General features: G+C 47.3%; 1 protein-coding gene (only partly in view). It reads left to right on the top strand.

Annotation, left to right across the window (positions count from 1 at the left end; all coding sequences use genetic code 11):
- Window positions 1–18364: the 3' portion of an Ig-like domain-containing protein gene (locus QV280_RS16540; protein WP_447026282.1), read on the top strand. The gene continues 9302 nt to the left of window position 1, outside the view; 18364 of the gene's 27666 nt are visible here — the last part of the coding sequence; its start codon lies beyond the left edge, outside the window; the stop codon is at window positions 18362–18364.

Raw genomic sequence — 18364 nt, 5'->3', positions numbered from 1 at the left:
GCAGATCGCTCAAAGTGCTAATACCACCGGTACACTCAGCACAACAGATGTGGATACAACCGATACACATACTTATGGTGCAGTCGGTGGCACTATCACTGGCAGCAGTGTTGTGGCGCACGGCACATTCGGTGATTTAACACTGGATAATGCAAGTGGCGTTTACAGCTATACAATGCACGCCGATGCCATTCATCAAGGCATGAACTACGACGCGAAATCAGGGACTTACACGGGACAAGATACCTTTGAGGTCAGCACCGATGATCATCATGGTGGTAAGGATTCTCAGTTTTTAACCTTCAATCCAACAGCGACAGTAACGGCGCCATCAGTGGTCGGCGCTCAGCCAACCGTAACTAATAACGTTCCTACTCAAGCGCAATTGACGCTAACAGCGCCGATAGCTCCAACGTTAACACCGGCCACGCCAACAGTGACGCTGACAGGACTTACTGGAAATACCGATACCGGTATCGATAATACTGATGGTATTACATCGAACCCAACACCATCGATCACCGGTAGTACTGATATCCCATTCTCACAAGTCGATATTATCGATGGTAAAAATGCCGATGGCAGCGATCATATTGTCGGCTCAGGTTTTGCTGATGCGAAGGGCGATTTTGAAATTGCAGTGGACTTGGGTAAATCATCAACAGTTGATGGTACTCATCATGATTTAGGTGCGAAGGTTACTGACCCATCAGGACATGATGGGCAGACAACGACCACTACACCGATAGTGATTGACCAGAACGTTGGTGCGCCAACAGTAGATTTAAATGCCAGCTCCGATAGCTATGGTGCAAAGGGTACAGATCATGATGATCTCACTAACGACACCACGCCAACCTTCACGTTAAATGGTGTGGATACGGACGCCGCTTCTGTTGAGGTATTTATCGATGGTAAATCTGTAGGCAGTGCAACGCACACTGGTACTGACTGGACATTTTCGTCAGCGGCTCTAGCTGATGGAGGCTATAAAGTGACCGCAGTGGTTACCGATAATGCAGGTAACACCAGCACAACGTCTCCAGCGTTGACAGTAACGGTCGATACTCATACTGCTGTGGATGCGGGTTTCACCGATACGCTTATTGGCAGTGGTGAACAAGCAAAAGCTACCATTACTGGTCACGTAGAGAAAGGTGCTGACCTTGATACATTAGTGATTACGGACAGTGCCGGTCATCATCTAGATGTACCGACTTCGGGTATTACAGTGAGAGCTGATGGTAGCTTCACGACAACCGTCGATTTAACAGCTGGCAATTTTACCGATGGCCAGCTCTCCGTTACGGCATCTTCAACGGATAAAGCGGGTAACACTGCGACTTCCACACCGACGCACAGCACGTTAGACACAGACATTGCGACACCAACAGTAGATCTCAATGCGACGTCTGATAGTCATGGCGCAAATACCATAGGTACTGACACCGATAATCTGACCAAAGACACCACGCCAACCTTCACGTTAAATGGTGTGGATACGGACGCCGCTTCTGTAGAGGTATTTATCGATGGTAAATCTGTAGGCAGTGCAACGCACACCGGTACTGACTGGACATTCACGTCAGCGGCTCTCGTTGATGGAGACTATAAAGTGACTGCAGTGGTTACCGATAATGCTGGTAACACCAGCACAACGTCTCCAGCGTTGACAGCAACGGTCGATACTCATACTGCTGTGGATGCGGGCTTTACCGATACGCTTATCGGCAGTAGCGAGCAAGCAAAAGCTACCATCACCGGTCACGTAGAAGCAGGCGCTCACCTTGATACATTAGTGATTAAGGACAGTGCAGGTCATCATCTAGATGTACCGACTTCGGGTATTACAGTGAAAGCTGACGGTAGCTTCACGACAACCGTTGATTTAACAGCTGGCAACTTTACCGATGGCCAGCTCTCAGTTACGGCATCTTCAACAGACAAAGCGGGTAATACCGCGACTTCCACACCAACGCACAGCACATTAGATACAGGCGTTGCGACGCCAGCGGTAGATCTCAATGCGACGTCTGACAGTCATGGCGCGAATACCATAGGTACAGACACCGATAATCTGACCAAAGACACCACACCAACCTTCACGTTAAATGGCGTGGATACGGACGCCGCTTCTGTTGAGGTATTTATCGATGGTAAATCTGTAGGTCATGCAAGGGACAATGGTACTGACTGGACATTCACGTCAGCGACTTTAGCTGATGGAGACCATACAGTGACCGCGGTGGTTACCGATAATGCAGGTAACACCAGTGCGGCGTCTCCAGCGTTGACGGTAACGGTTGATACTCAGACTGCTGTGGATGCAGGTTTCACTGATAACCTGATTAGTAATACTGAGCAATCAACGACGGTCATCACCGGTCACGTAGAAGCAGGTGCTCACCTTGATACATTAGTGATTAAGGACAGTGCCGGTCATCATCTAGATGTACCGACTTCGGGTATTACAGTGAACGCTGATGGTAGCTTCACCACCACCGTTGATTTAACTTCTGGCAACTTCACCGATGGTGCGTTAACAGTCACGGCATCTTCAACGGATAAAGCGGGCAACACGGCGACCTCTACACCAACGCGCAGCACGTTAGATACAGACGTTGCGACACCAACAGTAGATCTCAATGCGACGTCTGATAGTCATGGCGTAAATACCACAGGTACTGACACCGATAATCTGACCAAAGACACCACGCCAACCTTCACGTTAAATGGTGTGGATACGGATGCCGCGTCTGTCGAAGTCCTTATCGATGGCAAATCAGTCGGTCATGCAACGGACAATGGTACTGACTGGACATTTACGTCAGCAGCCCTAGCTGATGGTCACCACAAAGTGACTGCCATCGTGACGGATACCGCAGGCAACACCAGTACGACGTCTCCAGAATTAACCATTACAGTTGATACTCAAACCACAGTGAATGATGAGTTAACGGACAAACTGATTGGTAGTGGCGAACAGTCGGCTACCGTCATCACAGGTCATGTAGAACCTGGTGCACACCTCGATACATTAGAGATTACGGACAGTGCGGGTAACCATTTAGATGTGGATACCACTGGCATGACAATTGATGACCATGGTGACTTTAGCATTGCTGTGGATTTAACTAAGGGTGTGAAAGATAAGTCAGGCGCGGCGACTCAGTTGGTTGATGGCGACTTAACCGTTAGTGCATCATCAACAGACAAAGCAGGTAATATTGCGACCTCCACTCCAACGCACAGCACGTTAGATACAGGCGTTGCGACGCCAAAAGTTGATCTTAATGCAAGCTCGGATAGCCATGGCGCGAATACCGCAGGTACAGATACGGATAATCTAACCAAAGACACTATGCCAACCTTTACGTTAAACGGTGTGGATACCGATGCGGCTTCTGTCGAAGTATTGGTTGATGGGAATCCTGTAGGTCATGCAACGAACAATGGTACTGACTGGACATTTACGTCAGCAGCCCTAGCTGATGGTCACCACAAAGTGACTGCCATCGTGACGGATACCGCAGGCAACACCAGTACGACGTCTCCAGAATTAACCATTACAGTTGATACTCAGACCACAGTGAATGCCGAGTTAACGGACAAACTGATTGGTAGTGGTGAACAGTCGGCTACAGTCATCACAGGTCATGTAGAACCTGGTGCTCACCTTGATACGCTAGTGATTGCGGATAGTGCGGGTAACCATTTAGATGTGGATACCACTGGCATGACAATCGATGGCCATGGCGACTTTAGCATTGCTGTGGATTTAACTAAGGGCGTGAAAGATAAGTCAGGTGCGGCGACTCAGTTGGTTGATGGCGACTTAACCGTTAGTGCATCTTCAACGGATAAAGCTGGCAATACGGCAACCTCCACACCAACGCACAGCACATTAGATACAGGCGTTGCGACACCAACAGTAGATCTTAATGCTAGCTCGGATAGTCATGGCGCGGATACCACAGGTACTGACACCGATAACCTGACGAAAGACACCACGCCAACCTTCACGTTGAATGGCGTGGATACGGACGCCACCTCTGTCGAAGTCCTTATCGATGGCAAATCAGTAGGTCATGCAACGAACAATGGTACTGATTGGACATTTACGTCAGCGGCTCTAGCTGATGGAGACCATAAAGTGACTGCGGTAGTCACCGATAATGCAGGCAACACCAGTGCGACGTCTCCAGCGTTGACGGTAACGGTGGATACTCATACTGCTGTGGATGCGGGCTTCACCGATACACTTATCGGCAGTAGCGAGCAAGCAAAAGCTACCATCACCGGTCACGTAGAAGCAGGCGCTCACCTTGATACATTAGTGATTAAGGACAGTGCAGGTCATCATCTAGATGTACCGACTTCGGGTATTACAGTGAAAGCTGATGGTAGCTTCACGACAACCGTCGATTTAACAGCTGGCAACTTTACTGATGGCCAGCTCTCAGTTTCGGCATCTTCAACAGACAAAGCGGGTAATACCGCAACTTCCACACCAACGCACAGCACATTAGATACAGGCGTTGCGACGCCAGCGGTCGATCTCAATGCGACGTCTGATAGCCATGGTGCGAATACCGCAGGTACAGACACGGATAACCTGACCAAAGACACCACACCAACCTTTACGTTAAATGGTGTGGATACAGACGCCGCGTCTGTTGAGGTATTTATCGATGGTAAATCTGTAGGCAGTGCAGCCCACAAGGGTACTGACTGGACATTTACGTCAGCAGCTCTAGCTGATGGCGATCATACAGTGACTGCGATAGTCACCGATAATGCAGGCAACACCAGTGCGACGTCTCCAGCGTTGATGGTAACGGTGGATACTCATACAGCTGTGGATACGAGCTTCACCGATACGCTTATTGGCAGTGGCGAGCAAGCAAAAACAGTTATTACCGGTCACGTAGAGGAAGGCGCTCACCTTGATACGTTAGTGATTACGGACAGTGCAGGTCATCATCTTGATGTACCGACTTCGGGTATTACAGTGAAAGCTGATGGTAGCTTCACGACAACCGTCGATTTAACGGCAGGTAACTTCACTGATGGTGCGTTAACGGTTACAGCATCTTCAACGGATAAAGCGGGTAATACGGCAACCTCCACGCCAACGCACAGCACTTTAGATACGGGCATTGCGACGCCAGCGGTAGATCTTAATGCTAGCTCTGATAGCCATGGTGCGAATACCGCAGGTACAGACACCGATAATCTGACAAAAGACACCACTCCAACGTTTACGTTAAATGGCGTGGATACTGACGCTGCCTCTGTTGAGGTATTTATCGATGGTAAATCAGTCGGTCATGCAACGAACACCGGCACTGACTGGACATTCACGTCAGCAGCTCTAGCTGATGGCGATCATACAGTGACTGCGGTAGTCACCGATAATGCAGGCAACACCAGCACAACGTCTTCAGCATTGACGGTAACGGTCGATACTTATACTACTGTGGATGCTAGCTTCACCGATACGCTTATTGGCAGTGGCGAGCAAGCAAAAGCAGTTATTACCGGTCACGTAGAAGAAGGCGCTCACCTTGATACTTTAGTGATTACGGACGGTGCAGGTCATCATCTAGATGTACCGACGTCGGGTATTACAGTGAAAGCTGATGGTAGCTTCACGACAACCGTTGATTTAACAGCTGGCAACTTCACAGATGGTGCATTAACGGTTACAGCATCTTCAACGGATAAAGCCGGTAATACCGAGACTTCTACACCAACGCACAGCACATTAGATACAGGCATTGCGACGCCAGCGGTCGATCTCAATGCGACGTCTGACAGTCATGGCGCGAATACCACAGGTACAGACACCGATAATTTGACGAAAGAGACCACGCCAACCTTTACGTTAAATGGTGTGGATACAGACGCCGCGTCTGTTGAGGTATTTATCGATGGTAAATCTGTAGGCAGTGCAGCCTACAGCGGTACTGACTGGACATTCACGTCAGCGACTCTAGCTGATGGCGATCATAAAGTGACTGCGATAGTCACCGATAATGCAGGCAACACCAGTGCGACGTCTCCAGCGTTGACGGTAACGGTCGATACTCATACAGCTGTGGATGCGGGCTTCACCGATACGCTTATTGGCAGTGGTGAGCAAGCAAAAGCAGTTATTACCGGTCACGTAGAAGAAGGCGCTCACCTTGATACTTTAGTGATTACGGACAGTGCAGGTCATCATCTAGATGTACCGACTTCGGGTATTACAGTGAAAGCTGATGGTAGCTTCACGACAACCGTTGATTTAACAGCTGGCAACTTTACCGATGGCCAGCTCTCAGTTACGGCATCTTCAACAGACAAAGCGGGTAATACGGCAGCGTCCACTCCAACGCACAGCACTTTAGATACGAGCGTTGCGACGCCAACGGTCGATCTCAATGCGACTTCTGATACTCATGGCGCAAATACCACAGGCACAGACACCGATAATTTGACGAAAGACACCACACCAACCTTCACGTTAAATGGTGTGGATACGGACGCCGCCTCTGTCGAAGTCCTTATCGATGGCAAATCAGTCGGTCATGCAACGGACAATGGTACTGATTGGACATATACTTCGGCGGCCCTAGCTGATGGTCACTATAAAGTGACTGCCATCGTGACGGATACCGCAGGCAACATCAGTACGACGTCTCCAGCATTAACCATTACAGTTGATACTCAGACCACAGTGAATGCTGAGTTAACGGACAAACTGATTGGTAGTGGTGAGCAAGCAAAAGCAGTTATTACCGGTCACGTAGAGGAAGGTGCTCACCTAGATACGCTAGTGATTACGGACAGTGCGGGTAACCATTTAGATGTCGATACCACTGGAATGACAATCGATGGCCATGGTGACTTTAGCATTGCTGTGGATTTAACTAAGGGTGTGAAAGATAAGTCAGGTGCGGCGACTCAGTTGGTTGATGGGGACTTAATCGTTAGTGCATCTTCAACGGATAAAGCCGGCAATACGGCAACCTCCACGCCAACGCAAAGCACTTTAGATACAGGCGTTGCGACGCCAGCGGTCGATCTCAATGCGACTTCTGATACTCATGGCGCGAATACTACAGGTACAGACACCGATAATCTGACCAAAGAGACAACACCAACCTTCACGTTAAATGGCGTGGATACAGACGCCGCTTTTGTCGAAGTCATTATCGATGGCAAATCAGTCGGTCATGCAACGAACACCGGTACTGACTGGACATTCACGTCAGCGGCCCTAGCTGATGGTCACCACAAAGTGACTGCTATCGTGACGGATACCGCAGGCAACATCAGTACGACGTCTCCAGAATTAACCGTTACAGTTGATACTCAGACCTCAGTGAATGCCAAGTTAACGGACAAACTGATTGGTAGTGGTGAACAGTCGGCTACCGTCATCACAGGTCATGTAGAACCTGGTGCACACCATGATACATTAGCGATTACGGACAGTGCGGGTAACCATTTAGATGTGGATACCACAGGCATGACAATCGATGGCAATGGTGACTTTAGCATTGCTGTGGATTTAACTAAGGGTGTGAAAGATAAGTCAGGTGCGGCGACTCAGTTGGTTGATGGGGACTTAATCGTTAGTGCATCTTCAACGGATAAAGCCGGCAATACGGCAACCTCCACGCCAACGCACAGCACTTTAGATACAGGCGTTGCGACGCCAACGGTAGATCTTAATGATAGCTCGGATAGCCATGGCGCGAATACCACTGGTACAGATACGGATAATCTGACCAAAGACACCACGCCAACCTTCACGTTAAATGGCGTGGATACGGATGCCGCGTCTGTTGAGGTATTTATCGATGGTAAATCTGTAGGTCATGCAACGAACACCGGTACTGATTGGACATTCACATCAGTGGCTCTAGCAGATGGCAATCATAAAGTGACGGCCTTAGTGACGGATACCGCAGGTAACACCAGTACGACGTCTCCAGCATTAACCATTACAGTTGATACTCAGACCTCAGTGAATGCCAAGTTAACGGACAAACTGATTGGTAGTGGTGAACAGTCGGCTACCGTCATCACAGGTCATGTAGAACCTGGTGCACACCATGATACATTAGCGATTACGGACAGTGCGGGTAACCATTTAGATGTGGATACCACAGGCATGACAATCGATGGCAATGGTGACTTTAGCATTGCTGTGGATTTAACTAAGGGTGTGAAAGATAAGTCAGGTGCGGCGACTCAGTTGGTTGATGGGGACTTAATCGTTAGTGCATCTTCAACGGATAAAGCCGGCAATACGGCAACCTCCACGCCAACGCACAGCACTTTAGATACAGGCGTTGCGACGCCAACGGTAGATCTTAATGATAGCTCGGATAGCCATGGCGCGAATACCACTGGTACAGATACGGATAATCTGACCAAAGACACCACGCCAACCTTCACGTTAAATGGCGTGGATACGGATGCCGCGTCTGTTGAGGTATTTATCGATGGTAAATCTGTAGGTCATGCAACGAACACCGGTACTGATTGGACATTCACATCAGTGGCTCTAGCAGATGGCAATCATAAAGTGACGGCCTTAGTGACGGATACCGCAGGTAACACCAGTACGACGTCTCCAGCATTAACCATTACAGTTGATACTCAGACCTCAGTGAATGCCAAGTTAACGGACAAACTGATTGGTAGTGGTGAACAGTCGGCTACCGTCATCACAGGTCATGTAGAACCTGGTGCACACCTTGATACATTAGCGATTACGGACAGTGCGGGTAACCATTTAGATGTGGATACCACAGGCATGACAATCGATGGCAATGGTGACTTTAGCATTGCTGTGGATTTAACTAAGGGTGTGAAAGATAAGTCAGGTGCGGCGACTCAGTTGGTTGATGGTGACTTAACCGTTAGTGCATCTTCAACGGATAAAGCGGGTAACACGGCGACTTCCACACCGACGCACAGCACATTAGATACAGGCGTTGCTTCTCCAACCGTTAGCTTTGAAAGCACAGGTAAAGATAGCATTTATAACAGTGTTGAAGTCGGAACTGATGGCACAGTGACTGCGACTATCACTCCTAATACAGATGCGAAGGTAGGCGATACTCTGACCTACACTGTAGCCAGCGGAGTGAAGCAAACACATATACTGACTGCGATAGATTTAACTCAAGGCGTAGATATTGAAGTTCGCCCAGGAGATACAGTTACGGCTACGGTTACCGATGCTGCGGGTAACACTTCAAAGGATGCATTTGGAACAGCAGCAGGATCAGATCTTGTCGTCAGTACTCCTACAGTTGATTTAAATGCGACTTCTGATACGTACGGCATAAATACTGCTGGTACTGATACGGACAATATCACCAAGGATACAAATCCGACCTTTACATTAAATGGTATTGATACTGATGCTACTTCAGTAGAAGTATTTATTGATGATAAGTCTGTAGGCACTGCAATGCGCTCTGGTACCGACTGGACATTCACTGCTGCCCATCTAGCTGATGGCGATTATAAAATCACTGCTAAGGTGACAGATTCTGCAGGGAATACGAGTAATAGTTCCCCTGCGCTGGCTGTCACTGTTGATACTGATATCAATCCAGTAACGCTTACACTTCAAAACAGTAGTAATTCGGGTGATCAAACGGATCATCTTACTCATGGTGAAAACTTTAATGATAAGACGCATCCGGGGCAGGGGGATTTGATCTTTGACCTCAGTGCTGTCGATAAAGACATTGATCCGTCCAATGGTGGGGTTGTTGTTAAAGATGCTACTGGTCATGAAGTCAAAGGTAGTTTTATACCGGTTAATGGTCAGTGGGAATTCCATACTACTACCTCTGAATTACCAGATGGTGATCACACACTTCACACCGTTGTAACAGATATAGCAGGAAACAGTGTTGAAGGTGGTTCAACTCTAGTTACTGTTGACACAAGTGCATCTGCCACTATCTCTGTTGGAAGCATTAATGGCGGTAATCCAATCAACGAGGTGGATGCCAAAGGAAAAATTCAGGTATCAGGAATAGTTGGCGGAGATGCTAGTGTGGGAGACCATATTAGTATCGAAATCAATGGTCATGTGCACAGCAATGTGTTGGTCGAAAAAGGCAATGTCTTTAATTTAGATGTTGATGGCAGTGAGTTTACGACAGATATCAATGGTCAAACTGTTACATCGAGTGAAGTCAATGCAACGGTCACAGGCACAGATGCTGCAGGTAATTCGTTTACGGCAACGAACCATACGCCAGCAACGGCCGGTGGCCCGTCAGTACATAATGGTCAATTTTGGGTTGATACACACGCAGGCACAATAGCAGTCGACACTGACCTCACAGCCAATAAAGATGATGTCCTAAACCTTGCAGAGCAAGGGCAAGACTTAGTCATTAGTGGCAGAACAACAGGTATTGAAGACGGCCAGCATGTCACTGTGGAGTTTAACGGCCATAAATACGGTGATGCTACTTCAGGTACAGCGATAGAAGTGCACGGCAACCAGTGGATATTGACAGTGCCCCATGCCGATCTTGTTGGCATCAAAGATGGAGCATCGCTTGAGATCACCCCTTCAGTCAGCGATAGGGCAGGTAACCCTGCGACTGTAACTGACGGTCATTTAACTACGGATTTACATGCGGATGCGGGTATCACCATTAATAGCATCAATAGTGGCAATGCCATTAATGTGGCGACGACAGGTGATGTTGACGTTATAGGCACATTAACCGGTGATGTTGACTCTACGTCCAAAGTTGATGTCGTATTTAACGGTCAACACTACACCGGTACGATTACAGGCAGTGCAGGCCAATATGGTTTTACGGCTAAAGTGCCATCGTCGGAGCTTAAGAATCACAGTGGTGACGTTACAGCGATCGTGACAGGTACGGATAACCACGGTAACCCATTTACTGGAACAGACAAGAGTGCTCCGTTAGTTGATACAGCAGCAGGCACCATTGCAGTCGATCACCACCTAACGTCCCTCAAGTCCGATGACATTGTCAATGCCATTGAGCATGGTCAAGATTTGGTTTTATCGGGCACCACTACAGGCATTGAGGCTGACCAAGAGGTGACGGTTCACTTTAATGGTCAAGATTACACGGCTAAAGTAGTGTTAAATACTGGTAGCCAGACTGATGGCACGTGGCATACAACCGTGCCGGCTGCGGATGTGGCTCATCTTGTTGATGGTACTGACTATCTTGTAACCGCAGAGGTAAGTGACAAGGCGGGCAATCAGGCGACAACGACAGGCACGGCCGAGTCTATTCATACCGATTTACATGCGGATGCGGGGATTACCCTGAATAGCATCCATAATGGCGTAACCATTAATGCGGGCTTTACTGGAGACCAAAGTGGCAACCTTGCGGTCACAGGTATAGTCAGTGGTGATGCTAAAGAGCACGATCCTGTAGTATTGGTGGTTAATGGTCATCAGTTTACGGGGGAAGTGGACGCTACCGGTCAAGGTTTCTCTATAGACGTTCCAGTCAGCGAATTTAAAGCTGGATCAGGAGAGGTGCAAGCGCGAGTTTCAGTGACCGATGCATCAGGTAACACGGCTTCAGCCTATAACAATGGTCAATCTGCATTTACTCAAGCGATATCAGGTACAGCGCCAGTGGGTCCGACTTCAAGTGCGACACACAATGGCCAATTCAGTGTCGATACGCAAGCAGGCACTATTGCAGTCGATCATCACCTTACGTCCCTGAAGTCCGATGATATTGTCAATGCCATTGAGCATGGTCAAGATTTGGTTTTATCGGGAACCACTACAGGCATTGAGGCTGACCAAGAGGTGACGGTTCACTTTAATGGTCACGATTACACGACCAAAGTAGTGTTAAATACCGGTAGCCAAACTGATGGCACGTGGCACGCAACCGTGCCGGCTGCGGATGTTGTTCATCTTGTTGATGGTACGAACTATCCTGTAACCGCAGAGGTCAGTGATAAGGCGGGCAATGCGGCAACAATGACAGGCACAGCCGAGTCTATTCATGCCGATTTACATGCGGAAGCAGGAATCACCCTGAATAGCATCCATAATGGCGTAACCATTAATGCGGCCTTCACTGGCGACCAAAATGGCAACCTTGCGGTCACGGGTACAGTCAGTGGTGATGCTAAAGAGCACGATCCTGTCGTATTGGTGGTTAATGGTCATCAGTTTACGGGGGAAGTGGACGCTACCGGTCAAGGTTTCTCTATAGACGTTCCAGTCAGCGAATTTAAAGCTGGATCAGGAGAGGTGCAAGCGCGAGTTTCAGTGACCGATGCATCAGGTAACACGGCTTCAGCCTATAACAATGGTCAATCTGCATTTACTCAAGCGATATCAGGTACAGCGCCAGTGGGTCCGACTTCAAGTGCGACACACAATGGCCAATTCAGTGTTGATACGCAAGCAGGCACCATTGCAGTCGACACAGGCCTCACAGCCAATAAAGATGATGTACTAAACCTTGCAGAGCAAGGGCAAGACTTGGTCATTAGTGGTACGACAACAGGCATTGAAGACGGTCAGTATGTCACTGTGGAGTTTAATGGCCATAAATACGGCGATGCAGCTTCAGGTGTACCTATTGAAGTGCACGGAAACCAGTGGACATTGACTGTACCCCATGCCGATCTTGTTGGTATCAAAGATGGCGCATCACTTGAGATCACCCCTTCAGTCAGCGATGCGGCAGGTAACCCTGCGACTGTAACTGACGGTCATTTAACTACGGATTTGCATGCGGATGCAGGTATCACCATTAATAGAATTAATGGTGGCGTTACCATTAATGCGAACACGGGTGATATTACAGTCACAGGTACGGTATCCGGGGATGTTAAGACGGGTGAAACCGTCACTTTAGACATCAACGGTTATTCACATACAGCAGTAGTAGGTGCAGGACATACCTTTACCGCAGCTGCGATCCCAGCAACTCATTTTACAACAGATGCATCAGGTCAAGCAGTGACTTCGGGTGAAGTGAAAGCGACGGTAACAGGCACTGACACAGCGGGTAACTCAGTTACCGTGACGAACCATACGCCAGCATTGGCAGGTGGCACGCCAGTACACAATGGGCAATTTAGTGTCGATACTGATATCACGCCAGTGACTCTTACGCTTCAAGAAAGTAGTAATTCTGGTGATAAAGCGGACCACCTTACTCATGGTAACCACTTTGATGATACGAATCATAAGGGTGATTTAGTATTTGACCTAAGTACAATTGATAAAGATATCGATCCAAAAAACGGTGGCATTGTAGTAAAAGATAGTGCTGATCACATTGTAAACGGCAGTTTCAAAGAAACTAATGGCAAGTGGGAATTTCACACCGATACTACAGCATTGCCAGAAGGTGATCATACACTTCATGTGTCTGCAACAGACACAGCAGGTAATAACGTTGATGGTAGTGTGACGGCAGTAACAGTCGATACAAAAGCCGGCATCAGCATTACGCACGTGGCAAATGATGGCATCATAGACGGCTCTGAAATTACCAATGGCTTTACTATTTCAGGTACGGTTGACCATGTAGAAGCCGGTCAGCAAGTGGTCATCACTTGGAAAGACCAAAGTGGCGCCACACACACCGTGACCGATGCCAACGCAATAACGCAGGTAGCGGCAGGTCAAACCGCAGGAACTTGGAATGCGCATATTCCAGTATCAGAGCTGAGCGCCGCCAATCTTCCAGATGGCTTTACGCCAACCTTTACCGCAACGGTTGTGGATGTCGCCGGTAACAAAGTTCATGACACTTCTACACCAATAGTGGACAGTCATGTTGATGGTGTGTCATTGACACTGCAAGCAGGTAGCAACTCAGGGATAACCACAGACAGCATCACTCACGGTAATGGTACGGGTCAGTTGGTATTTGATTTAGGTTCGGTCAACCCAGATGTTGATCCAGCTACAGACGTTGTGGTGAAAGACAGTTTAGGCAATAAAGTGGATGGCAGTTTTACTTCGAATAACGGCCATTGGACCTTTACCACGACAGCGAATAAGTTAACCGACGGCGATCATGTGTTGCACACCGAGGTGACGGACAGCCATGGCAACACTGCCACAGGCACACCCACTAATGTCACCGTCGATACAAAAGCCGGCATCAGCATTACGCACGTAGCTAAAGATGACATCATTGACAGTTCTGAAATCACCAACGGCTTTACTATCTCCGGTACGGTTGACCACGTAGAAGCAGGTCAGCAAGTGGTCATCACTTGGAAAGACCAAAGTGGCGCCACACACACCGTGACCGATGCCAACGCAATAACGCAGGTAACGGCAGGTCAAACCGCAGGAACTTGGAATGCGCACATTCCAGCATCAGAGCTGAGCGCCGCCAATCTTCCAGATGGCTTTACGCCAACCTTTACCGCAACGGTTGTGGATGTCGCCGGTAACAAAGTTCATGACACTTCTACACCAATAGTGGACAGTCATGTTGATGGTGTGTCATTGACACTGCAAGCAGGTAGTAACTCAGGGATAACCACAGACAGCATCACTCACGGTGATGGTACGGGTCAGTTGGTATTTGATTTAGGTTCGGTTAACCCAGATGTTGATCCAGCTAAAGACATTGTTGTTAAAGACAGTCAAGGTCATAAAATTGACGGCACCTTTGATCAACATAACGGAAAATGGACCTTCACAACGACGGCGAGCAAGCTAACCGACGGCGATCATGCGTTGCACACTGAGGTAACGGACAGCCATGGTAATACCGCCACAGGCACACCGACCAATATCACTATTGATACTGATGCATCAGCTACTATCTCTGTTGATAAGATCAATGGTGGCGATCCAATCAACCAAACGGATGCCAAAGGCAATGTTCACGTATCGGGTAAGGTTGGTGGAGATGCTAGTGTGGGTGATTACGTTAGCATTGAGATCAACGGTAATACGCACAACAATGTGTTGGTCGAAAAAGGCAATGTCTTTAATTTAGATGTTGATGGCAGTGAGTTTACGACAGATAACAATGGTCATGCTGTGATGTCAGGCCAAGTAAAAGCAACGGTGACAGGTACAGATGTCGCAGGGAATGCCTTTACTCAACCGGCCAATAGCCACTTTAGTGTTGATACCGATATAACGCCAGTAACGCTCGATCTAACCGATGGTACGGATTCAGGTACAAGTCACACAGATAACATCACCCATGGTGATGCCAATGGCAAGCTCATATTCAATCTGGGCTCTGTTGATCCAGATGTTGATCCGAAAAACGGTGGCGTGGTAGTTAAAGACGCAGCTGGTAATATCATTACAGGCTCCTTTAGTTCGACAACTGGTAGCCATGGTGCCACACAATGGACTTTCCATTCAGATACCACAGCATTGCCAGACGGTCTGCATACTTTGCATACAGAGACAAAAGACCTTCATGGTAATAGGGCTATAGGTATACCAATTACGGTGACGATTGATACTAAGCTTGCTGCTAAAATTGCTATTGATGATGGGGTCAATCCAGCTCATCAAAATACAGTCTATCATCATGATCGTAAGATTAATGATGCAGAGCTTGCAACTACTCATATTAGTGGTTTTGTCGATGCAGGTGCGGCTCTCAATAGCATTACACTAACAGGCTCTGGGCATCATACAGAAACACTAAAATTCAACCATTTAGTGAATGATGGGAAGGCACATACAGAGGTAGTAAATGGTATAACGGTGACACTTGATGCACAGGGTCATTATGAGTTTATTCAAAATGTAACGCCGTTTGCAGATGGAAGCCTGATTGCTCATGCGCATGTATCAGATGCTGCAGGTAATACAAAAATTAAACACGCTCAGATCCAAATTAATCGCCATCCAGAACTCGTGCCATATTTTAATACTGAATGGACGGCAAAGGATCAATCTCAACCTCTTGCTCAAGCAGATCACTATGTCCTTGAACGTTTTGTCAATGAGCACCATACACAAGGTCTACCTATTGATAAACATGGACATAAAATCAATACCAATACTTCGCGTATGTTTATGCAGATGGACCTTAAAGATCCGAATGAAGCGATAGATGTAATACACAAGGATATGGTTATAGGTGGTAAAACTTATCATCTAGGGGCCAATGGTGAGTTCATGATTGAAAGCCCGTACGGTTGTGTTCGTGTTCGTATAAACCAAGGGGTTTTAACTGTTTCTGAAGTACATTCAGGCACACATTCGGGCGTAAAACAGTTTATTCATTATGATTCAGGTCATGATCCAGCTCATGGTGTTCGCACATATGACACATTAGGTGTTGGTCATTACAACCCAGACCAATCGGCACTTTTATTTGGTGAAAAGGCGGATTTGGGTAAGTTTGAAATCAAGTTAATTGACTCAGCGGGTAACAGTTATAGCTCAAGTTTTGAAATCAATTTATATGGGAATAAACTGCCAGAAGTCGCGGCACATTTGACGCATGACACTGGAACAGTTGGTGATGGGGTTACCACTGATGGTAGTTACACTGTTGATGCACCTCAGTCTGGTGCGCATCTTGAATATTCGACAGATGGTACTCATTGGTCAGCGACTAAGCCCGCTACGCATATCGGTAAAAATCATATTCATGTGCGTCAAACTGCGGAAATACCAGTACATGATCACCAAGGACAAATTGTTGTAGGTCAAACACGCCAGATTACTTCGGCGGCAACGATAATGGATGTCACGGTAGAAGCGCCTAAACCTGGCTCGGGTATACACCTTGTCGAAGATGTTACGTTCGATAAAAGTAACGGTCATATGTTAACCGCGTCGGCTGATATCAACGGTGTAATAGCGCAGGGCGGAATTAACCCTAGCCATAGTCATTTAGCTTTCCAAGCGCAGATTATTCATGGACGTTATGGTGATCTTGAACTCCAAAAAGATGGTACTTGGGCATATCATGCCAACAATGATCAGCGTGCAGTTCAAGAGTTAAATGCGGATGTGAAGATTGATGAATTTATTTCTTCACATCAAGGTACAACGCACTCAACCTACCAGATAACAGAAGAGCTTTTACAATCAGGGCTTATTCATGAAGGTAAGAATGCCTTGGTTGAGCACTTTGAAGTTGTAAGTAACTCGGGTGTCAAAGTGCCAATTGATGTGCTTATTACGGGCAAGGATGAACTCGGAAATCCGACATTTAAAGATCAGGCTCTTATTTATGATAGTAGTACTGGTGGTAGTGATGCTAATAATGCAGATGGTAAAAATGATTTTAAAGATACTACTAAGTACCGCCATGATAGCTATGCCTATGAGCATGATGGTCATACATATTGGCGTTTTGATTTAGGTCAATCAGTGCACTTACGCCACCATGTTGAAGGGGTGATATATCAGTTTACAGTGGAAAGCAAAAGTGGTTCTACAACCCCAGGAACACAAGTTGGTTATTTTGACGATCCTATATCTCATACTGGTTGGCATTCAATTCTTAAGACAGATGGTAGTGGTACTATTAGTGGTCTTCAAGATATAACACAAGGACAGATTGCACTTGGTTTGTTTGTACGTACTCCAAAGATAGGTACTGATCAATTCACATTTCATATTGAGGTGAACGCTTACGCGCCTGATGGACATACGCAGTTGACCCATCCACTATCTATTTATCTGAATAAAGATGCGAAAGATGATATGGCAAAAGGTGAGGTTAAAAACATTGGTAGTCATAGTGGATTACCAATCGTACACGACCAGAGCGACGAACCAGACGACGTCCCAACAGTCACCATCACAGCGCCAGAGCAGCACGACGCGCCAGATGATATGCCAAGCGTCGCCACAGCAACTCATGACCAAGATGACGCTTCAACCCATAGCGTAGCGGCAACGAGCAACCCATACCTAGATATGGTACAAGCACATGCACAACCTACGCAGCAGCATCATGATACGTCTGCGGCATCTCCTGCCCCTGTGGCAAGTCACTCGCAAGGCGCAAGCGTATCAGACAGTGCGAGTCACTATCTGAATATGGTGGGTGTGGATGCGAAAGATGTGAAGATTGAGCATAACAAACATGGGGATGATCATCTTCATACCCACAAACATTTTGCGCACAATCCATTGGCGGATGATTTCCAAGATCCAAAACATGCTCAGCAACACGGGCATGATGCTTTTGCTAATCCACTTGATGATAAGCATGATCATAAGGGTCATAAACATAATCATGATGTTAAGCATCACGATCTGGCGGATACAGGTAGCCACGATGGTAACCATAATGCCCATGATCAGATGGACAATCACTTAGTGGATCCAATTACTCATCATCACAACAGTTAG

The sequence above is a fragment of the Vibrio sp. B1Z05 genome, assembly GCF_052955985.1.
The sequence above is the reverse complement of the archived record's forward strand: the minus strand, read 5'-3'. Positions and strand labels throughout refer to the sequence as shown.